The sequence below is a fragment of the Xenorhabdus sp. IM139775 genome, from assembly GCF_028598745.1.
Classification (GTDB): Bacteria; Pseudomonadota; Gammaproteobacteria; order Enterobacterales; family Enterobacteriaceae; genus Xenorhabdus.
Window position 1 is genome coordinate 1 of the sequence record NZ_JAQRFK010000014.1, and the last position, 19,280, is coordinate 19,280.

19 protein-coding genes are annotated in these 19,280 nt (G+C 44.3%); 12 read left to right on the top strand and 7 right to left on the bottom strand.

From position 1 onward, the window contains the following. The first annotated feature begins 110 nt into the window (after positions 1–110). Positions 111–2,012 (top strand): hypothetical protein, encoded by a 1,902-nt coding sequence (locus PSI17_RS04985; protein ID WP_273550913.1) that lies wholly within the window; start codon positions 111–113, stop codon positions 2,010–2,012. A gap of 126 nt (positions 2,013–2,138) precedes the next feature. Next, positions 2,139–2,846: a hypothetical protein gene (locus PSI17_RS04990; protein WP_273550914.1), complete on the top strand. Its 708-nt coding sequence runs from the start codon at positions 2,139–2,141 to the stop codon at positions 2,844–2,846. Between the two features lie 123 nt (positions 2,847–2,969). Here PSI17_RS04990 and argS read toward each other — a convergent pair whose 3' ends face one another. Next, positions 2,970–4,700: an arginine--tRNA ligase gene (gene argS, locus PSI17_RS04995; protein ID WP_273550915.1), complete on the bottom strand. Its 1,731-nt coding sequence runs from the start codon at positions 4,698–4,700 to the stop codon at positions 2,970–2,972. A gap of 120 nt (positions 4,701–4,820) precedes the next feature. Beyond that, on the bottom strand, positions 4,821–4,955 hold the full coding sequence (locus PSI17_RS05000) for a hypothetical protein (protein ID WP_273550916.1): 135 nt from the start codon (positions 4,953–4,955) through the stop codon (positions 4,821–4,823). Between the two features lie 232 nt (positions 4,956–5,187). On the opposite strand from PSI17_RS05000, the gene cutC reads away from it, so the two are divergent. Further along, positions 5,188–5,940 (top strand): copper homeostasis protein CutC, encoded by a 753-nt coding sequence (cutC, locus tag PSI17_RS05005; protein ID WP_273550917.1) that lies wholly within the window; start codon positions 5,188–5,190, stop codon positions 5,938–5,940. Positions 5,941–6,015: 75 nt separating this feature from the next. Here the strand turns inward: cutC and cmoB are convergent, their stop codons facing one another. The 3 genes from cmoB to PSI17_RS05020 all read right to left on the bottom strand — a co-directional run bounded on the left by cmoB (position 6,016) and on the right by PSI17_RS05020 (position 8,289). Next, positions 6,016–6,987: a tRNA 5-methoxyuridine(34)/uridine 5-oxyacetic acid(34) synthase CmoB gene (gene cmoB, locus PSI17_RS05010; protein ID WP_273550918.1), complete on the bottom strand. Its 972-nt coding sequence runs from the start codon at positions 6,985–6,987 to the stop codon at positions 6,016–6,018. Continuing rightward, a complete protein-coding gene (cmoA, locus tag PSI17_RS05015) occupies positions 6,987–7,784 on the bottom strand; it encodes a carboxy-S-adenosyl-L-methionine synthase CmoA (RefSeq protein WP_273550919.1) in 798 nt (265 codons plus the stop codon). The genes cmoB and cmoA overlap by 1 nt, the downstream gene beginning before the upstream one ends. 106 nt (positions 7,785–7,890) lie before the next feature. Further along, a complete protein-coding gene (locus PSI17_RS05020) occupies positions 7,891–8,289 on the bottom strand; it encodes an MAPEG family protein (RefSeq protein ID WP_273550920.1) in 399 nt (132 codons plus the stop codon). A gap of 266 nt (positions 8,290–8,555) precedes the next feature. Here PSI17_RS05020 and aspS point away from each other — a divergent pair, with 266 nt between their 5' ends. From aspS to ruvB, 6 genes are all read left to right on the top strand, one after another. Further along, positions 8,556–10,325 (top strand): aspartate--tRNA ligase, encoded by a 1,770-nt coding sequence (gene aspS / locus PSI17_RS05025; RefSeq protein WP_273550921.1) that lies wholly within the window; start codon positions 8,556–8,558, stop codon positions 10,323–10,325. Further along, complete coding sequence (gene nudB / locus PSI17_RS05030) at positions 10,325–10,759, top strand: dihydroneopterin triphosphate diphosphatase (RefSeq protein ID WP_273550922.1); 435 nt, start codon at positions 10,325–10,327, stop codon at positions 10,757–10,759. The genes aspS and nudB overlap by 1 nt, the downstream gene beginning before the upstream one ends. Positions 10,760–10,789: 30 nt before the next feature. After that, complete coding sequence (locus PSI17_RS05035) at positions 10,790–11,533, top strand: YebC/PmpR family DNA-binding transcriptional regulator (RefSeq protein WP_273550923.1); 744 nt, start codon at positions 10,790–10,792, stop codon at positions 11,531–11,533. A gap of 146 nt (positions 11,534–11,679) precedes the next feature. Further along, positions 11,680–12,201, top strand: a complete 522-nt coding sequence (gene ruvC / locus PSI17_RS05040) for a crossover junction endodeoxyribonuclease RuvC (protein WP_273550924.1) — start codon at positions 11,680–11,682, stop codon at positions 12,199–12,201. A 218-nt stretch (positions 12,202–12,419) separates the two neighbouring features. Further along, positions 12,420–13,034, top strand: coding sequence for a Holliday junction branch migration protein RuvA (ruvA, locus tag PSI17_RS05045; RefSeq protein WP_273550925.1), 615 nt, complete (start codon positions 12,420–12,422; stop codon positions 13,032–13,034). A gap of 16 nt (positions 13,035–13,050) precedes the next feature. Continuing rightward, positions 13,051–14,058, top strand: a complete 1,008-nt coding sequence (gene ruvB, locus PSI17_RS05050; protein ID WP_273550926.1) for a Holliday junction branch migration DNA helicase RuvB — start codon at positions 13,051–13,053, stop codon at positions 14,056–14,058. Between the two features lie 110 nt (positions 14,059–14,168). Here the strand turns inward: ruvB and znuB are convergent, their stop codons facing one another. Both znuB and znuC read right to left on the bottom strand, forming a co-directional pair. Continuing rightward, on the bottom strand, positions 14,169–14,954 hold the full coding sequence (gene znuB, locus PSI17_RS05055; protein WP_273550927.1) for a zinc ABC transporter permease subunit ZnuB: 786 nt from the start codon (positions 14,952–14,954) through the stop codon (positions 14,169–14,171). Continuing rightward, positions 14,951–15,709: a zinc ABC transporter ATP-binding protein ZnuC gene (znuC, locus tag PSI17_RS05060; protein ID WP_273550928.1), complete on the bottom strand. Its 759-nt coding sequence runs from the start codon at positions 15,707–15,709 to the stop codon at positions 14,951–14,953. Before znuC ends, znuB begins: the two co-directional genes overlap by 4 nt. Positions 15,710–15,785: 76 nt before the next feature. Here znuC and znuA point away from each other — a divergent pair, with 76 nt between their 5' ends. The 3 genes from znuA to lpxM all read left to right on the top strand — a co-directional run bounded on the left by znuA (position 15,786) and on the right by lpxM (position 19,186). After that, positions 15,786–16,763 (top strand): zinc ABC transporter substrate-binding protein ZnuA, encoded by a 978-nt coding sequence (znuA, locus tag PSI17_RS05065; protein WP_273550929.1) that lies wholly within the window; start codon positions 15,786–15,788, stop codon positions 16,761–16,763. A 21-nt stretch (positions 16,764–16,784) separates the two neighbouring features. Continuing rightward, positions 16,785–18,098, top strand: coding sequence for a murein DD-endopeptidase MepM (mepM, locus tag PSI17_RS05070; RefSeq protein WP_273550930.1), 1,314 nt, complete (start codon positions 16,785–16,787; stop codon positions 18,096–18,098). Positions 18,099–18,217: 119 nt separating this feature from the next. Next, a complete protein-coding gene (gene lpxM, locus PSI17_RS05075; protein ID WP_273550931.1) occupies positions 18,218–19,186 on the top strand; it encodes a lauroyl-Kdo(2)-lipid IV(A) myristoyltransferase in 969 nt (322 codons plus the stop codon). The last annotated feature ends 94 nt before the right edge of the window (positions 19,187–19,280 follow it).

Here is a 19,280-nt window from a genome sequence, read left to right on the forward strand (position 1 = left end):
GGTACTGTCTGGTTTGTTTATGCATATCAGGCCATGATTTCAGGTGTGAGAGCCATGAAATGTATCACAGTTGACTCACTCCTTTTAATACCCCGCCGATTGCACTTAATATGTTAATTCAGCGTTGGAGTGATCCTGCTCTAATCAGGAAAAGAGTATTTTCATATTTTCCTATTTCTACCTCGTCAGGGGAGATTAATGTTTTTTTTGTTGATGATGAACCTGGACATCACTTTTTTATTCGTTCAATGTGGTCACTTGAAAATGATCAATGGATTAATAGTAACATCACACCCGGGAAACCTGAAGCCATAAAAGAGTTTACTTCTTATAGTACCGAGTTATACGTGAAAGATAAAGCAGGATTCCCACTGGTTAATGAGCCTGTAGAGATATCATCATCTGCTCAAACTCAGCTGGTAGTGAATGGTAATATCTATTTCATTGATGAAGATGAAAGAATATCAATCGAAACGAATATGCGAGGGAGTTTTACGATTGTACAACCCGCTGAAAATTTGGGTGTAGCAGCACTATCGTTTACATTACCTCAACGTGATTTTTCTCCTGTTGCAATTCGTCAATACGCTGATATAAAAAATCGTCTATCTAAATTAACGGGTAAGGAGTTAGAAAATGCCAAAGATAGTGATGGAAACCCGTTATTAGATAATATTTCTCCAGATGCTGCTGATCATATAGCGAAAAGCGTAAGACGATGTATAGAAATTGCTGATACTGCACCTAAGTTACGAAGTACATTGAAAAAAGAACCTCATGTTGGAAAATATACAACTGAAACATTACGTCAGCTAGAGACATTGCAGGTATCTAAGCAGTATCAACCATGGATGCTTGATTTAAGTAAGAATACACCAATTTATCGCGAACTAAGTGAAGAAGAGCTTCAAGAAAAAATAGCTAATTTATTTGGCCTGTCAGAGTGGATTAGCAGTATAGGGGATTTTATTTTAAATGTAAAAAATGAAATTTTTAAAATTATTGATATTACCACGAGCGTCATCAGTGATGGGGTTGAAGTTATATTTAAATTTATTGAAAATAGAGCGGAAAAATTTTTTAATGCAGTGGTAAAATCTGTTCAGGATGCTTTGGATATAGCATCGTCAATATTTGATTATATCAAGCTGACAACTGAAAAAATCTTTGAGTGGATTGGGTTTGTTTTTGATTGGAATGATATTCTGAGAACTAAGGAAGCTGTTTCTCATGTTTTATCTCTGCAAAAAGAATTTTTTATAGGAGCCACTGAAAAAGCGAGGCATACTGTTGACCAAGGCTTGGAGTATATTAAAGATGGGATTGATAATTCTTTCGATAAACTTATAGGTCAATATAAGGATAAAAATGTGGGTTATTATTATTCTCAAGTTGAATCATTTAAGAATAAAAATAGTAAGTTATCTGAAAATATGGATAGTGCTTTTTCTAATAATTTTTTGTTAGATCACGTTCTTAATTATAATGTTAACAATGATTTTGAATCAGCATTAAATGTCAATCAATTTCATCTTGAGGTTAATTATGATGGTGATGAATCAATAGAAAATTGGAAAAATCAGGCTGAAAAATATAGTAATGGTTTTTCAAATTCTGATGCTGTTGGGTCTTTGAGTGAAAAATTGGCCAAGTATGGAGATATTGATTCTATTTTCTCAATGACAATGAAAGATGTGTTGGAAATTTTAAAGCTGCTAATAGATGCAGCAATGAGAGGGATAACTGAACTATTTGACTCAACTATGAAAATAATCTCAACTCTTATTGAGAAATATTCTGATTTTATGGAGGAACCCTTTGATATTCCTTTTGTGTCAATGTTTTTCAAACTTATTACTAAAGCTGAAAAAAATCCAAGCATAAATGATTTAATATCATTAATTATTGCTATGCCAATAACTATACTGTCAAAAAATATATTAAATAAAAAATTATTGCCTGATGAAGACAGTGTGTTGCAGGGCGAGAGCACGAACGTTTTTCGACCTTAATTTGTATGCAACACAGTCAATTATAGGGCGAATATCACTCAATTCGGTCTTGTTAAAGTATCAATCAGTGTTTTATTTGCACGGATCGTTCAAAAAACAGGCTTTCATGCTCTCGCCCTGAGTGTGTTGCAGTTCAAAAAAGAAGTTAATTTAACCAGATTGCTCGACATTATAAATTCAAAGGATAATAACCCCACTGGGCTAATAAAACATATTGGGGAGGTACAGAGTAAAAAAAACACCAAGACTGACGAACCTTACATAATAGTATTAAAAATTATTAGTGCAGGTTGCACTACATTATCAGGATTCATTGAAGGCGCTCGTGTGACAACTTCGCTGTTTGAATGGGGTGGCAACCCACATTCCAGCGATATTCTTACAAAAATTAATAATATTATAAACTACTTTAGTATTGTAATAGCCACTATTAATATAATTTGCCTTGCTTTTTATTCCTACAATGATTTTTTTTCAATAATAATGTGGACATTTAGTTTATTTTTGGTTATTATTCTAGTCAGTATTACTGTTTGTAAAATTATTGATCCATCACCTACTGTTATTGGTAAAATACCTATTGAAAATCGAATTATTATTGTATGCAGTACAGTATTTGGAGTAATAATATTTCTTTTTTCTTTAATTTATGGATTGATTACCAAACAAAATTGGACCGATATTGTATTGGGCTGTCTATTTGGATTGTGGTCATTTCTTGATGTAGTTGCTTTGATTAAACTTCCTTTTCCTTGGCCTGTATTTAGTGTGGCTGTTCAAGGGATTGCAGGACTGTCTGCTGGTGCCATTAAAATATATAAACTTACTGCCTGATGGATTTTACATTTGTATACAGCACAAATGAAAACAGATGCACGCAAGCCCACGACTGAGCAACAAGGTAGAAAAGAGAAAAAACTGGCATGATTTGTTCATGCCAGTTTGTAAAGGGCGTTATTACATCCGTTCTACCGTCTGGATACCCAACGTATCCAGACCTTGCTTCAGGGTTTTTGCAGTCAACAGTGCCAATTTCAGGCGGCTTTGGCGGAGTTCTTCGCTATCCGCACTCAGGATTGGGCAATGTTCGTAAAAACCAGAGAACAGGCCGGCCAGATCATAGAGGTAAGCACACATCACATGCGGAGTGCCTTCACGGGCAACGGTGGTGATCGTTTCTTCAAATTGCAACAGGCGGGTCGCCAGTGCCTGTTCGCGTTCTTCGTTCAGCAGGATAGGGTGTGTCAGGCTGCTTTCATCAATTTCTGCCCGTTTGAAGATAGAGTTCACGCGGGTATAGGCATACTGCATATAAGGTGCGGTATTACCTTCAAAAGCGAGCATGTTATCCCAGTCAAAGACATAATCGGTCGTGCGGTTTTTGGAAAGATCCGCATATTTCACCGAACCAATGCCAACGGCATTGACGACTTTTTTCAGCTCATCTTCCGGCATATCCGGGTTTTTCTCGCGGATCAGGGCGTCTGCGCGCTCGATGGCTTCGTCCAACAAATCAGACAACCTGACGGTACCACCCGCACGGGTTTTGAATGGCTTGCCATCTTTGCCCAGCATCATGCCGAACATGTGGTGTTCGAGTGAGAGGGATGCAGGGATGTAACCGGCCTTGCGGACGATTGTCCAAGCCTGCATCAGGTGCTGGTGTTGGCGTGAATCGATGTAGTAAAGCACGCGGTCAGCATGCAGGACTTCATGACGGTATTTGGCACACGCGATATCCGTGGTGGTGTAAAGATAGCCCCCGTCTTTTTTCTGGATGATAACCCCCATCGGTTCGCCTTCTTTGTTCTTATACTCATCAAGGTAAACCACGGTAGCGCCATCACTTTCAACGGCAAGCCCTTGCTGTTTCAAATCCGCAACGATGCCCGGCAGCATATCGTTATACAGGCTTTCCCCCATGACATCGTCTTTTGTCAGTGTGACATTCAGGCGATCATAGGTTTCCTGATTCTGTGACATGGTGATATCAACCAGTTTGCGCCACATGGCACGGCAATATTCATCACCACCTTGCAGTTTTACGACGTAGTTACGGGCACGAACCGCAAACGCTTCATCTTCGTCATACGTTTTCTTCGCTTCACGATAGAAGGCTTCCAAATCCGCCAATGCCATGTCACTGGCATCTTCATTCTGGATTTTTTCCAGATAGGCGATCAGCATCCCGAACTGGGTGCCCCAGTCACCAACGTGATTGGCCCGGATGACTTTGTGTCCCAAAAATTCAAGGGTACGTGCTGCGGCGTCACCAATAATGGTGGAGCGAATGTGCCCAATGTGCATTTGTTTGGCAACATTGGGGGCAGAATAGTCGATAACGATGGTTTGGGGTTCTATCGGGTTGATGCCCAGTTTTTCATCTTTCAGTGCAATTTCGATATTGGCAGCAATCCACGCTTTATCCAGGAAAATATTGATAAAACCAGGGCCTGCGATCTCAATTTTGCTGGCGATCCCTTGCAGATCCAGCAAACTGATGACTTTTTCTGCTAATTGTCGGGGGGGCATACCCACTTTTTTAGCTGCTGCCATGACACCATTTGCTTGGTAATCACCAAACTGAGCTTTTGCCGATTGACGAACGTGCGCTTCGCTGTCAGCCGGAGCGCCCGCAACAATCAGCGCATGGCTGATTTTTTCTGAAAGAATTGCCTGAATATTCACCGCATTACCTTAAGTTACGCACAAAAGCCCCTGCATTTAAACGATGCAAAGAGTTTCAAGCGTGTGGATTATGAGAAAATGACTGGTTTTATATCATATTCAGCATCCTGCATGCTACCATCAGCCGCCGCGGGTGGCAGGACTTTTGGTTTTCAGCTCGTCTTTCAGCCGATTATTCGGCGTCTTGGTGAAAGTGATCATCAAAAGTGAGGCATAGTCGGCAAAAATGACTTTTTTCTTATGCAGATTTAGCAAAAAACTCTAACCTTGTGATTTCCAACAAACTATCAAAGCGAATTAGTTGCCATAGTTAATAAGTTCACTAATAAATATTTTAGGAACTGATAGATCTTATAAATTTCAAGTTGCCGCTCGCAAGGTGAATGCGGCTTATCTTCTCCCCGTGTCGCAGGAAGAGGGGATAAAGGCATCTTGAAGTACGACAACTATAAAAGATGATTGAAAGTTTATATCCGAGAGGCTTTGAATGATAAAGCTGGAAATTTGCTGTTATAGCATAAGTTGTGCTTTAGTTGCACAAAAGGCGGGAGCTGATCGCATTGAATTGTGTGCAAGCCCGTCGGAAGGCGGGGTGACACCTAGCTTCGGGGCATTGCAGCATGCACGACAGTGTTTATCCATTCCTGTGCATCCCATTGTACGTCCAAGGGGGGGAGACTTCTGTTACAGCAACACGGATTTCGACGTGATGAAAAATGATGTTGCACGTATCCGTGATATGGGTTTTTCTGGGGTTGTTTTCGGTGTGTTAAACGAAGACGGTCACATTGACAGGCTTCGCATGAGGCAATTAATGTCCTTGTCAGGGAGTATGCAAGTCACTTTTCATCGCGCGTTTGATATGTGCTTCAACCCTCATGTTGCGTTGGCTCAACTGACAGAGCTTGGTGTACAGCGTATTTTAACGTCGGGTCAGCAACAAAATGCTGAGTTGGGGCTGCCCCTGTTAAAAGAGCTGTTACAGGCTAGCCAAGGGCCGATTATTATGCCGGGGGCCGGGGTCAGGATAAGCAATATCAGTAAGTTTCTGGAAATGGGTGTAACGGAAGTTCACAGTTCAGCAAGCAGGATTGTGCCTTCTTCCATGAAATACCGGAAAGCCGGCATGACGATGAGTTCTGACGATAGTGATGTGGATGAATATGCTTACCACTGTGTTGATGGGCAATTGGTTGAATCAATGAAGGGTGTGATTAGTTTGGTTCGACGGAAAGAATGAAATATTGCATATCAACACCAAAGGCTCGCTTCCCCCGGACACATCGTTAACGGTGTGTCCGGGGGCGTATAAAGGCTAGGGTTTGCGGGCAATAAGAACCGCCCGCAGTGGTGCCGGATAACCTTCTATCGTTTTACTGTGATCGTTTGGATCGAGAAAATCGGCCAATGACTCCGTTTTCATCCATGCTGTCTGGCGCTGTTCATCCAGTGTTGTGACCGCATGATCAACAATGATGACATCAACAAAACCACATTTTTCCAGCCAAACTTTCAGCATCTTGGCTGAGGGAAGGAAGTAGACATTGCGCATTTGTGCATAACGCTCACCGGGCATCAGGCATTGATGTTCATCACCTTCAATCACCAAACTTTCCAAAACTAACTCGCCACCGGAAACCAGTTGGTTTTTCAACTGCCACAAATGGTCGAGGGGAGAGCGGCGATGATAAAGCACACCCATTGAAAATACCGTATCAAAGGCTTTGAGTTCGGGTAACTGTTCAATGCCCAAAGGCAGAAGGTGTGCACGTTGATCGTTGCCCAGTAATTTTCTGACCGCCTCAAATTGGCAAAGGAAAAGCTGCGTTGGATCAATCCCCACGACTAAATCAGCACCTTCGCCCACCATGCGCCACATGTGGTAACCGCTGCCACAGCCGACATCAAGGATGGTTCTGCCGGCTAAAGGGGAAATATGCGGAAGGACACGATCCCATTTCCAGTCAGAGCGCCACTCTGTATCAATCTCCACGCCATACAGCGAAAAAGGCCCTTTACGCCACGGCATCAACAGCTTCAGGATATTTTGAATACGGGCTTTTTCACCGTTTGGTAATGCCGGTTCATGGTTCGCAATCACGCCATTTTTCAGGTCAAGTTGGGTAGGATGAATTTCAGGCAGATTCTCCAGGATTTTTACCCATGAACTGAACTGACCATGCAGTGCGTCTTTCTGCCAATGGCTTAATTGTGCAGGCAGGCATTCTAACCAATGACTCAAGGCGTTCTTGGAGATCAATTGGTAAAAGTTACTGAAATCAATCATTATTCAGCTCCTTTTATCGCCAGTAATGATCCAAAGTTAAAACATTGGAACCAGACTTCAACCTGCTGGAAGCCGGCTTGTTTGAGACGTGTTTTATGGGTTTCAACAGAATCTGTCCGCATGACATTTTCCAGCATACTGCGTTTTTGGCTGATCTCCAGTTCGCTGTAACCGTTGGCGCGCTTAAAATCATAGTGCATATTGAACAGCAATTCGCCAATTTGACTATCTTCAAAATTGAATTTTTCAGACAGAACCAAAACCCCTCCGGGCTTTAAACCGGCATAGATTTTATCCAGCATTTTCTGGCGTTCATCGGGGTGCAGGAACTGTAAGGTAAAATTCAAAACGACCATTGAGGCATTTTGAATGTCGGTATCAAGAATGTTCTGTTCGATGACGTCAACGGGGATGCTGGCCTTGAAAGAATCAATATGACGGCGGCAGCGCTCGACCATTGCCGGTGAATTATCGACAGCAATAATACGGCAACCTTCTGTACGGGGGGGGGTATTGCTGTTTTCGGTACGATTTTTTTCGTCACTAATAGCACGGCGGATTGAGAGTGTGGCTGCCCCAAGGGAACAACCGAGATCATAAATTTGACTGTCTGGCGTGACAAAACGCTCGGCCAGCATACCTATCATGGCGATGATATTGGAATAACCGGGTATTGAACGTTTCACCATATCAGGGAAGACTTCGGCAACACGTTCATCGAAACTCCAGTCTCCTAAATTGGCAATTGGGGCAGAGAACAGGCTGTCCCGCTGATCATGAGATTCTTGATTTGACATAACAACATTGATTTTGGAAACAATAAGAAGCGGTTATTCTAACAGAATGCAGGAAAAGGCAGAAACCCCCAGGCGGTACTACACCGCCTTGGGTATAGGGAAAAGATTATGTATAGAGAGAAAAAATCTGCTCCCACGGTAAATAGTAGATATTATTAATAATCATTATCGCCATTGAAATATAGGTTGCGGCCATCCCCATACGTCGCCAGCGGATATCCCGATGATGTAAGCCAAAGTAGTGAAGTATTCTGCCTGCAAGTAAGACTAATCCACAAATGTGCAGCATCCAAACGGGAGCCCCGTTCATCTCCATCATAACCAATAACAGCATTGAAATTGGAATGTACTCAACCGCATTACCATGAACCCGTATGGCGGTTTGCAATTCATAAAAACCGCCATCGCCATAGGCAACCTGATACTGCGTTCTCAATTTGACTACATTCAGAGACAGTTTAATTAACAATAGTGCGCCCAGTACGATATAAAGCGAGCTAACCATTTTTTAACTCCATTGCCTAACCAAAAAACGGCCAAATGATGATAAACCTCAAAAAGAAAACTGTCGCTATAAATCATAGTATTTAATAATAAATTCTATGAATGTCATCGGATAGCAAAAAATTGTCTTGCCAAGAACGGTGTTATGGCCTTATCTCCGGTCAGAATTTCCAGTATAATGACAGCCTTTTTTGCAATTCTTCCTAAAAGAACAATGCCAAAATTTCCGCAGCAGAAAGCATAACGAGCTGAGTAAAAGGATAGTGTATGCGTACTAATTATTGTGGGCAGTTGAGCCTGGCCCATGAAGGCCAGAAAGTGACTCTTTGTGGGTGGGTAAATCGTCGCCGTGATTTGGGTGGATTGATCTTTATTGATATGCGAGATCGTGAGGGCATCGTTCAGGTATTTTTTGACCCAGGCCAGAAAGAAGTCTTTGCTCAGGCTTCTGAACTGCGTAATGAATTTTGTATTCAAATTACGGGGATCGTGCGAGCGCGCCCTGATAACCAAATTAATCGGGACATGGCGACCGGCGAAATTGAAGTTTTCGCAGAAAGCCTGATGATTTTCAACCGCTCAGAGCCATTGCCACTGGACAACAAACAAAATAACAGTGAAGAGCAGCGTCTGAAATTCCGCTATCTTGACCTGCGTCGTGCAGAGATGTCACAGCGCTTGAAAACACGCGCGAGAATCACCAGTTTTGTTCGTCGCTTTATGGATGAGGCGGGTTTCATCGACGTTGAAACCCCAATGCTAACGAAAGCAACGCCAGAAGGGGCGCGCGACTATTTAGTGCCAAGCCGTGTTCATAAAGGCGAATTTTATGCCCTGCCGCAATCCCCGCAGCTTTTCAAGCAATTGTTGATGATGTCCGGGTTTGACCGCTATTACCAGATTGTAAAATGCTTCCGCGATGAAGATTTGCGTGCAGATCGTCAGCCAGAATTCACTCAGATCGACGTTGAAACTTCGTTTATGACCGCTGAACAAGTGCGCGAAATCATGGAAAAAATGATCCGCGAACTGTGGTTGGCGGTGAAAGGTGTCGATCTGGGTAACTTCCCGATGATGACATTCGAAGAAGCCATGCGCCGCTTTGGTTCAGATAAACCAGACTTGCGCAACCCCCTGGAATTGGTGGATGTTGCTGATCTGGTTAAAGATGTGGAATTCTCTGTTTTTGCCGAGCCAGCCAATAATCCAAAAGGCCGTGTTGCGACACTCTGTGTTCCCGGTGGTGCAGAGTTAAGCCGCAAGCAAATTGATGAATACAGTAAATTTGTCGGCATCTATGGTGCGAAAGGCTTGGCGTGGATAAAAGTGAATAACCGCGCCGCTGGGCTGGAAGGGATACAAAGCCCGGTTGCCAAGTTCCTGTCCGCCGAGGTGGTTGAAGGCTTGCTGTCCCGTACCGATGCGCAGGATGGTGATATCCTGTTCTTCGGCGCTGACAAGAAAAATGTTGTCACTGATGCCATGGGGGCGCTGCGCCTGAAACTGGGCCGTGACCTGAACCTCACCGATCTGGCAAGCTGGAAACCACTTTGGGTGGTTGACTTCCCAATGTTTGAAGACAATGGCGCTGGTGGTTTAACGGCAATGCACCATCCATTTACCTCTCCGCGTAATCTGTCGGCCCCTGAGCTGGAAAGTGACCCGGAATCCGCTATCGCGAATGCTTATGACATGGTGATTAATGGCTATGAAGTGGGGGGGGGCTCTGTCCGTATCCATCGCAATGAAATGCAGCAAGCGGTATTCCGCATTCTGGGGATTAATGAGCAGGAACAGCAGGAGAAATTTGGCTTCTTGCTGACCGCCCTGAAATACGGCACACCTCCGCATGCAGGTCTGGCTTTCGGCTTGGATCGCCTCGTTATGTTGCTGACCGATACCGATAATATTCGTGATGTCATTGCGTTCCCGAAAACAACGGCAGCGGCATGTTTGATGACGGATGCACCAAGCCCGGCGAATTCAACGGCATTGGAAGAACTGGCTATTTCAGTGGTTAAAAAAGAGAACGAATAATGGCTTATAAGCGCCCTGAATCTGTACTGGTTATGATTTATGCCGTTGACAGCAAAAGGGTGCTGATGTTACAGCGACGGGATGATCCTGAGTTTTGGCAGTCTGTGACAGGTAGCCTTGAAAAGGACGAAAAACCGCGTGAGGCGGCGTTACGTGAAGTTCAGGAAGAGATAGGCATTCATATTCTCAATGAAAATCTTGAACTGATAGATTGTCAACGCTGTCTTTATTATGAGATTTTCTCGCATTTACGCCATCGATATGCTCCGGGGGTAACGCGGAATAAAGAGCACTGGTTCTCTTTGGCGTTACCTGAGGAGCGAGAGATCTTGCTGACTGAACATTTGGCTTATCAATGGTTGGCCGTGGAAGACGCGGCCAAATTGACGAAGTCATGGAGCAATCGGCAAGCAATTGAAGAATTTGTTATTTAGTCTACAAGACGTTTTACCGGAGATATTTTCATGGCAGGTCATAGTAAATGGGCCAATACGAAACACCGCAAAGCTGCACAGGATGCAAAACGCGGTAAAATTTTCACTAAAATTATCCGTGAATTGGTCACGGCTGCGCGATTAGGCGGTGGTGATCCCGATTCTAACCCACGTTTGCGAGCTGCCATCGATAAAGCGCTGTCCAACAACATGACGCGTGATACGTTGAATCGCGCGATTGCCCGTGGGGTTGGCAATGACGATTCAGATAACATGGAAACCATCATTTATGAAGGCTACGGCCCTGGTGGTACAGCGGTGATGGTTGAGTGCCTGAGTGATAACCGTAACCGTACCGTTTCTGATGTTCGTCATGCGTTCACCAAAACTGGCGGTAATCTGGGCACTGATGGCTCTGTTTCTTATCTGTTCACCAAAAAAGGGGTGATTTCCTACGCACCGGGTCTGGATGAAGATGCAGTGATGGAAGCCGCGTTGGAAGCAGGTGCTGACGATGTTGAAACTTATGATGATGGTGCGATTGACGTCTATACTACTCCAGAGTCCTTCGGGGATGTGAAAGACGCATTGGATGCCGCCGGCTTCAAGGCCGATTCCGCAGAAGTTGCGATGATCCCATCCACCAAAGCGGAACTGGATGCAGAAACTGCACCGAAATTACTTCGTCTGATTGACATGCTGGAAGATTCTGACGACGTGCAAGAAGTTTACCATAATGGTGAAATCTCTGATGAAGTTGCAGCATTGCTGTAATTAAGCATTAGGGGTCACAGCGTAGAGAAAGTGTTCCTCAATTCAGGGCACTTGCAATTCAGGGCACTTTCTCTAACGTTTTTATCCCATATCACAGACGAACCGATTTAAGCGAAATTTAACGAAATTTAAGCAAATAGTTCGATATGGCGATTATTCTTGGTATTGACCCTGGCTCTAGAGTCACGGGGTATGGCGTTATTCGCCAGCACGGACGGCAACTTATTTATCTCGGTAGCGGTTGTATTCGAACGAAAGTCGATGATTTACCCGGTCGTTTGCAAAAAATCTATGCCGGAATTACCGAAATTATTACTCAATTCCAGCCCGATGCTTTTGCCATAGAGCAAGTTTTCATGGCGAAAAATGCCGATTCTGCCTTGAAACTGGGGCAGGCGCGCGGCGTCGCGATTGTCGCTGCATCTAACCAGTTTATTCCTGTATTTGAATATGCCGCCCGTCAGGTTAAACAGACCGTGGTCGGTACGGGAGCGGCCGAAAAAAGTCAGGTTCAGCATATGGTTCGTTCGATGTTGAAATTATCGGCTAATCCGCAGGCCGATGCTGCCGATGCCTTGGCGATTGCTATTACGCATTGTCACCTCAGCCAAAATTTACTTCGGATCGGTGATGCGCGGTTAAATCTGACGCGAGGTCGTTTGAAATAGTCGGGGCTGGATATACGTCCAGTTTTTTTTGTGCTATAAGCTAAATAGTTTTCAATAACAGTGGTTCTCAATAACAGTGGTTCTCAATAATAGTCGTTTTCAATAGTAGTGAGAATTTGCAATCTTGCTCCGCGCGCCGTGCGGAACAAGATTAACTCCGATTAATTTTAAAACGCTATTTAGCGAATGATTTAATTTTTATTTTCAGGGGGTAAACAGTGATAGGGCGTTTGAGAGGAACTGTGTTGGAAAAACAGCCACCATTGGTTTTATTAGAAACGAATGGTGTCGGTTATGAAGTTCATATGCCAATGACCTGTTTTTATGAACTGCCTGAAATTGGTCAGGAAGCGATCTTGTTTACCCAGTTTATTGTGCGTGAAGATGCCCAGTTATTATACGGTTTTAATGATAAACAAGAACGGGCGCTTTTCCGCGAACTGATTAAAGTCAATGGCGTTGGGCCAAAATTAGCGCTGGCAATCCTGTCGGGCATGTCTGCCCAGCAATTTGTCACCGCCATCGAGCAGGAAGCCATCGCTTCACTGGTTAAATTGCCGGGAGTCGGTAAAAAAACGGCTGAAAGGCTGGTCGTAGAGATGAAAGACCGCTTTAAGGGGCTTAATGGCGATCTGTTTAACCAAAGTAGTGATATGAGTTTGCCGGTTGCCGCCAAACAAGCGAATGCTGCTGATATTGAAGCAGAAGCCGCAGCCGCACTGGTTTCCCTGGGATATAAACCGCAGGAAGCCAGCCGGATGGTGAGCAAAGTTGCTAAACCGGGTGCAGATTGTGAAACCCTTATTCGAGAAGCGCTTCGTGCGGCTCTGTAATCACAGGAGTTAAGTGATGATTGAAGCTGACCGTCTGGTTTCAGCAGAAGTTCTGCAAGATGATGAAACCATTGATCGTGCGATCCGGCCGAAATTTCTGTCTGAATATGTCGGGCAACCCCATGTTTGTGAGCAGATGGAAATTTTTATCCAAGCGGCACGTCAGCGTGGTGATGCTTTGGATCACTTACTGATTTTTGGCCCTCCCGGATTAGGTAAGACTACACTGGCAAATATTGTTGCCAATGAAATGGGGGTTAATCTTCGTACCACATCAGGGCCGGTATTGGAAAAGGCAGGGGATCTTGCTGCCATGCTCACTAATCTGGAACCGCATGATGTGTTATTTATTGATGAAATTCACCGTTTATCGCCGGTTGTGGAAGAGATCCTCTATCCCGCAATGGAAGATTACCAACTGGATATCATGATTGGCGAAGGGCCAGCCGCCCGATCCATCAAAATTGACCTCCCTCCATTTACGTTGATCGGTGCGACCACGCGAGCCGGTTCTTTAACTTCACCCTTGCGTGACCGCTTCGGTATCGTACAGCGCCTTGAGTTTTACAATGTTGATGATTTACAGAGTATCGTTTCCCGTAGTGCGCGCTATATGGGATTGGATATTTCCAATGACGGGGCACGACAAATCGCCATTCGTTCCCGTGGCACACCCCGTATCACGAATCGGTTATTGCGTCGGGTGCGGGACTTTGCTCAGGTGAAAGGTGATGGCTCCATTAATAACCATATTGCATCTCAAGCCCTTGATATGCTGAATGTGGATTCCGCCGGATTTGATTACCTTGATCGTAAGTTGCTACTGGCCATTATGGATAAATTTATGGGCGGCCCCGTTGGAGTGGATAACTTAGCCGCAGCGATTGGTGAAGAGCGGGAAACTATCGAAGATGTGCTGGAGCCTTTCCTGATCCAACAAGGATTTATCCAACGAACGCCCCGAGGACGAATTGCGACCCATCATGCTTATCGGCATTTTGGGTTGAGTAAGGAAAACGAATAATAGTCATTTGGCATAGAAAAGGGCTATAACTTATCTCAGTTATAACCCTTATTAGTCATATTTGAGTTGTCGCCAAAAGGCAGTAAATTGAAATGCGGAGGCGATAAATATTAGCTTCTTGCCTTACTGGTTAAACTCAATGCAAATAACACCGCCGAACAAAGCACAACAGAAGGCCCTGCCGGTGTGTTATAGAATGCCGATAACGTTAATCCTCCCGTCACAGAAAGCATACCGACAATAATGGCAAAAACGGCCATTTGCTCAGGAGTGCGGGAGAAACGACGTGAAGTCGCGGCAGGGATAATCAGCAGGGAAGTAATAATTAATGCACCAACGAATTTCATTGCCAGCCCAATCGTTAATGCGGTCACTAACATCAGCAGAACACGCAAACGTTGGATTTTTATGCCATCGACAAAAGCCAAATCCTGACTGACTGTCATGGATAACAGAGCACGCCATTGCCATGTCAGTAATCCGGCAACCATCGCGACACCTACCGCAATCAACCACAGATCTTCATAAGTCACAGACAGTAAATCGCCAAATAAATAAGCCATCATATCGACCCTGACACTGGTCATAAAACTGACGACGACCAAACCCAGCGACAGGGCACTGTGAGCCAAAATACCCAATAGGGTATCAACCGCTAATTGTGGCCGTTTTTCCAGCCAGACTAAAAGAATGGCCAAAATGAGTGTCACCGCAATCACGGTATAAAATGGATTAACATTCAGTAAGAAACCAAATGCAACACCCAGCAGTGAGGCGTGTGCCAACGTGTCACCAAAGTAGGACATTCTGCGCCAAACGACAAAAGAACCAAGAGGCCCTGCGGCAATAGCCAAAAAAATACCGGCCAGCCAGCCGGGCAACAATAATTCAATCACCGATGTGATCCCCCAACATTTTTCAAAATAACTTTCCCTTTAAGATCATGATGATGATTGTGGTGATGGCGGTAGACGGCCAGTTGCTCTGCACCATGACGCCCAAACATGGCAATAAATTCTGGGTGCATTGACACGACTTCAGGTGTGCCAGAGCAGCAAATGTGTTGATTAAGGCATAAAACTTCGTCTGTTTTTGCCATCACTAAGTGCAGGTCATGGGATACCATAAGTACAGCGCAATGAAGCTCGGTCCTGATTTGGTTGATTAAATCGTAAAGCGCCAACTGACCATTGACATCAACACCTTGTGTTGGTTCATCAAGGACTAAAAGCTGAGGGTGATTAAGCAAGGCTCTGGCGAGTAGCACTCGCTGAGTTTCTCCACCAGACAGCTTTTGCATCGGGTGTTCCAGTAAGTGTGCAGCGTTGACCCGATTTAATACCGGCAGGATATCTGCGGGTTTTACGTTGGGCCTTAGCATCATAAAACGCTTAACCGTCAAGGGCAGAGTGGGATCAAGGTTAAGTTTCTGCGGAACATAACCAATTCTCAATGCCGGGCTTTGCTCGATAGTACCCGAAGTAGGTTGTACTAAACCAAGGACGACGCGAACCAGAGTGGATTTCCCTGCGCCGTTTGGGCCGATCAGGGTCAGGATTTTCCCTTGTTTGAGATTGAATGAAATATTGTTTAATACCTTGCGGTGACCAAATTCAACCGTAATGTTTTTTAGGGTGATCATAGTTGACATGTTAAAAGTGTCTTGCAGAATCATTAAGATGTTATAATATAACATTACTCAGTTTTCTGCATGGAATATTCATATTATGTTACACAACTCACAGAAATACGCGCATAAATTTTTTCATAAGATCGCACTGACAACGGTATTGGTGGCAGGAGTTAATTGCGCTGCACAGGCAGATGTCATTACCTCCATCCGTCCATTGGGTTTTATTGCTGCTGCCATTGCTGATGGTGTAACAAAGACTCAGGTACTTCTGCCTGATGGCGCATCTCCACACGATTATGCGTTACGGCCCCTGGATGTACGGAAAATTAATCAAGCTGATTTGGTTGTCTGGGTGGGGCCAGATATGGAAACTTTTTTGGCTAAACCGATAGCTAAAATTGAAAGCAATAAACAACTGGCACTGGCTGAACTATCTACGATTAAGCCACTCTTATTGAAAAATAGTGAGGAATTGAAGAGTCGTGAGGACGGTAATAATTCGGGAGCTGAATCATATCAGTATAAACATGAGGAAAATCACGGACATCATCATCACGGCGAATATAATATGCATATCTGGCTTTCTCCAGAGATTGCCGAAGAAGCCGCTAAGGCAATATATAATCAGCTTGTTGAGCAGTATCCTCAACAAAAACAGCAATTAGAAGTAAACCTACGTAAATTCAATGGACAGCTTGCACAAACTGATAAGAATATTGCTCATGTTTTAAAGCCCATACGAAAACAGGGTTATTTCGTTTTTCATGACGCATATGGCTATTTTGAAAAACACTACCAATTAGCTCCGTTAGGGGTTTTCACGGTCAACCCTGAAATACAACCTGGTGCGCAGAGATTACACAAAATACGAACACAACTGGTTGAGCAAAAAGCGAGATGTATTTTTGCTGAACCTCAATTCAGGCCAGCCGTTATTCATGCCGTAGCAAAAGGTACTGATGTACGTATCGGAATACTTGACCCGTTAGGGAGCGGCATTGCATTGGACAGAGATAGCTACATGGAATTTATAACCCGGCTGTCAAAACAATACGCGAGCTGCCTGAATTAGTACAATTAAGGAATTTTATTAGTGCAGCAGATAGCGAAAACTATCGTTCTGGTATATAACAACCTGCCCAAACCGCACAAGATCATGCTTGGATCTTTAACGCTGGTCACTTTGGCTATCGCGATATGGCGGCCTGTTGTTTATCATGAACAAGAACGGACAGGTAGCATTATTCTCAGTACTCCCGATAGCATTCCGGATGCAACGGATGATGCTGCTGGGGATGCTGATGAACAACTCCCCAATGAAGGCATTGGGGATGATGACGGCAATGCTGCTGATACCGCAGCGAATGTGCCGCATCAGTATGTTGTTTCCAGTGGTGATACACTGAGTTCGATTTTAACTCAGTTCGGCATTGATTCCTCTGATGTTGCGTTGTTGGCAAACCAATATAAGGTATTGCGTAATTTAGGTATTGGTCAGTCATTGTCTTGGACTACTGACGATAATGGTAACTTAAAAACGCTCACGTGGGATATATCACGCCGTGAAACCCGAGTTTATACCCGTGAAGGGGATACTTTCAATGAAACGCAAGAATTCCAGAAGGGAGAATGGAAAAACAGTGTTATCACCGGTACCGTCGATGGTAGTTTCAATAATAGTGCCCTGATTGCTGGATTAACAAGCAGTGAAGCCAGAGAAGTGACAAAAGCGCTGCAATGGCAGATAGATTTCCGCAAATTGCGTAAAGGTGATCGTTTTTCTGTATTGATGTCCCGTGAACTGCTTGATGGGAGAAGTGAACAGAGCCAGTTGTTAGGCGTTCGCTTACAGAGTGGCGGCAATGATTATTATGCCTTCCGTGCCAATGATGGACGTTTTTATGACAGCAATGCTTCCGGTCTGGAGCGTGGCTTCCTGCGTTTTCCTACGACTAAACAATTCAGGGTATCCTCTTCTTTCAATCCGCATCGCTTAAATCCGGTCACCGGTAGAATTACAGCCCACAAAGGGGTTGACTTTGCCATGCCGGTAGGAACGCCGGTTCTGGCGGTGGGTGATGGTGAAATCGTTGTCGCCAAATTTGATGGTGCAGCGGGTAATTTCATCGCCATCCGGCATGGTCGTCAATATACTACGCGATACATGCACTTGAGGAAAATATTGGTAAAACCAGGCCAGAAAGTAAAACGGGGTGAACGTATTGCGCTATCAGGGAATACGGGGCGTTCAACCGGTCCACATTTGCACTTTGAATTCTGGGATAATCAGCGGCCGGTTAACCCGCTCACGGCAAAATTGCCGCGTTCTGGTGGGTTGAGTGGCAAAGAGCGCACGGAATATGTCGCAATGGTTAAGGAGATGAAACCGCAATTATTGCTAGATTAAATGCGCCAGTTTCAGATTATTGACAGACATAAAAGCGGATGATTGCTATCATCCGCTTTTATGTTTTTGTTGTAAACTTGCGCCTTGAGAGTAAATGTCGGGATCATCAGAGTCAGCCCATGAATAAAGAAAAAGACACAGATAGTAAATTGGGATATGTCCCTCGGTTTCATCGAGCTTATTTACACCCCCGTTATTGGGGGCTTTGGGCAGGCGTAGGCATATTGGCGGGATTATCCTATGTCCCTGTAAAATGGCGTGATCCATTTCTGGCTAAAATAGGCACTTGGGCGGGCAGAAAAGCAAAAAGTGCGCGTCGTAGGGCGAAAATCAATTTAATTTACTGTTTTCCTGAGTTAACGGCACAACAACGCGAAACGCTGATTGATCGTATGTTTGCGACTGCACCTCAATCATTTGTTATGCTGGCGGAGCTTTGCCTCAGGGGGACAAAATCGACTCTTGCACGAACCCAATGGCATGGTGAAGACATTATTCAAACCTTAAAAGCACAAGGCAAGAATGTGATTTTTATGGTTCCACATGGGTGGTCTGTTGATATTCCCGCTATGTTGCTGACAGCACGCGGTCAAAAAGTGTCAGCCATGTTTCATCATCAAAGTAATCCTGTCGCTGATTACTTATGGAATAAAGCACGTCATCATTTTGGCGGGCGTTTGCATTCCCGTGACGCAGGGATTAAACCCTTTATCGCTACAGTGCGTGAAGGTTTTTGGGGCTATTATTTGCCCGATCAGGATCATGGTGAAGAACATAGCGAATTTGTCGATTTTTTTGCCACTTATAAAGCGACACTGCCTGCACTTGGGCGTTTAATGAAAGTTTGCCGCGCCGCCATTGTTCCGTTATTTCCGGTTTATAACTGCCAAACACATAAGTTGGATATTTATATCCGTCCACCCATGGATGATATTGCCGGGCAGGATGATGATTATATGGCACGCCGCATGAACGAAGAATTAGAGGAATTGGTTAAACCTAATCCTGAGCAATACACGTGGATCTTAAAACTGCTTAAGACGCGGAAAGAAGGGGATATTGAACCTTATAAAAGGAAAGATCTTTGATTAGCGGCCTGTTAATTTTTGAGAACGTGAATTGATAATCAAAATATAGGGTAATGATGATAAGGGGCAGAATAGTGCCCCTTATCATTTGGTG

Excerpts from the sequence above, each read along its gene's own strand:
- PSI17_RS04985 (WP_273550913.1), top strand. The coding sequence starts at position 111 with ATGTTAATTCAGCGTTGGAGTGATCCTGCTCTAATCAGGAAAAGAGTA.
- cutC (WP_273550917.1), top strand. The coding sequence starts at position 5,188 with ATGATAAAGCTGGAAATTTGCTGTTATAGCATAAGTTGTGCTTTAGTT.
- cmoB (WP_273550918.1), bottom strand. The coding sequence starts at position 6,987 with ATGATTGATTTCAGTAACTTTTACCAATTGATCTCCAAGAACGCCTTG.
- cmoA (WP_273550919.1), bottom strand. The coding sequence starts at position 7,784 with ATGTCAAATCAAGAATCTCATGATCAGCGGGACAGCCTGTTCTCTGCC.
- PSI17_RS05020 (WP_273550920.1), bottom strand. The coding sequence starts at position 8,289 with ATGGTTAGCTCGCTTTATATCGTACTGGGCGCACTATTGTTAATTAAA.
- aspS (WP_273550921.1), top strand. The coding sequence starts at position 8,556 with ATGCGTACTAATTATTGTGGGCAGTTGAGCCTGGCCCATGAAGGCCAG.
- nudB (WP_273550922.1), top strand. The coding sequence starts at position 10,325 with ATGGCTTATAAGCGCCCTGAATCTGTACTGGTTATGATTTATGCCGTT.
- PSI17_RS05035 (WP_273550923.1), top strand. The coding sequence starts at position 10,790 with ATGGCAGGTCATAGTAAATGGGCCAATACGAAACACCGCAAAGCTGCA.
- ruvC (WP_273550924.1), top strand. The coding sequence starts at position 11,680 with ATGGCGATTATTCTTGGTATTGACCCTGGCTCTAGAGTCACGGGGTAT.
- ruvB (WP_273550926.1), top strand. The coding sequence starts at position 13,051 with ATGATTGAAGCTGACCGTCTGGTTTCAGCAGAAGTTCTGCAAGATGAT.
- znuC (WP_273550928.1), bottom strand. The coding sequence starts at position 15,709 with ATGTCAACTATGATCACCCTAAAAAACATTACGGTTGAATTTGGTCAC.
- znuA (WP_273550929.1), top strand. The coding sequence starts at position 15,786 with ATGTTACACAACTCACAGAAATACGCGCATAAATTTTTTCATAAGATC.
- lpxM (WP_273550931.1), top strand. The coding sequence starts at position 18,218 with ATGAATAAAGAAAAAGACACAGATAGTAAATTGGGATATGTCCCTCGG.